Source organism: Streptomyces mutomycini (assembly GCF_001700505.1).
GTDB classification, from domain to species: domain Bacteria; phylum Actinomycetota; class Actinomycetes; order Streptomycetales; family Streptomycetaceae; genus Streptomyces; species Streptomyces mutomycini.
Genome location: NZ_MAPV01000353.1, coordinates 1 through 698 on the forward strand (window position 1 = coordinate 1; position 698 = coordinate 698).

The 698-nt window shown below is 71.9% G+C and carries 1 protein-coding gene and 1 pseudogene; one reads left to right on the forward strand and one right to left on the reverse strand.

What is annotated here, in order from left to right:
* Window positions 1-100 precede the first annotated feature (100 nt).
* Window positions 101-511: a hypothetical protein gene (locus BFF76_RS30410; RefSeq protein ID WP_031095134.1), complete on the forward strand. Its 411-nt coding sequence runs from the start codon at window positions 101-103 to the stop codon at window positions 509-511.
* A gap of 6 nt (window positions 512-517) precedes the next feature.
* On the opposite strand, the pseudogene BFF76_RS30415 reads toward BFF76_RS30410, so the two are convergent.
* Window positions 518-698 (reverse strand): annotated as a pseudogene (locus BFF76_RS30415) (hypothetical protein); the annotation flags it as partial.

Genomic DNA, 698 nt, shown 5'->3' on the forward strand with positions numbered 1-698 from the left:
GCCTCCCCCTCCCCGGCTCCCGAGCGCATCACCTACACCGTCACCGTCAGCTGAACCGCAGCGGACCAGTCAGCCGAGACGAGATATCCGAGGCCCCGCCATGAACGACGCCCCGTACCCGCCGGACCGCACGGACGACGAGCTGGCCCGGCTCGACATCACCGTCCTGCTGCGTTACGGCCTCACCGCCGAGCCCGGCACCCGGCGCACCGCGCTGTTCGGCGACGGTGCCGCGGCCGCGGCCGTCATCCTCGACCGCCTCGGCACCGAGCCGCGCTCGGTCGCCTTCCTCGCCGACACCGTGCGTGCCGGCGGACTCGCCCGCGCCGCAGAGCTGCCCGAGCCCCTGCCCGGCCGGGAGGCGGCCGTCCTCGTACAGGAGTGGCTGCTGGCCGGCGCCGAACTCGCGGGCGGGATCGCCGCCGACGACACCGCGGCAACCTGGCTGCGCGCCGTCGCGACCATCATCGAACTGAAGCAACTGAACCGGGCGCGGCGCCGGGACACGTGATCTGGATCAACCGGCTCGAGCAGCGAAGTGCACCGCGAGCTGCTTGATCTCTTCGATCCACAGCTCGGTGTCGTCACCCGACCGCATGTACGGTGCACATCGAGCCAACTTGAAGAAGCCACCGGAGGGCCGGCCGGTCTCTCGCAGGACCACGAGGGCCGAGAGCAGCGGCAGTGATCCGTCCGGG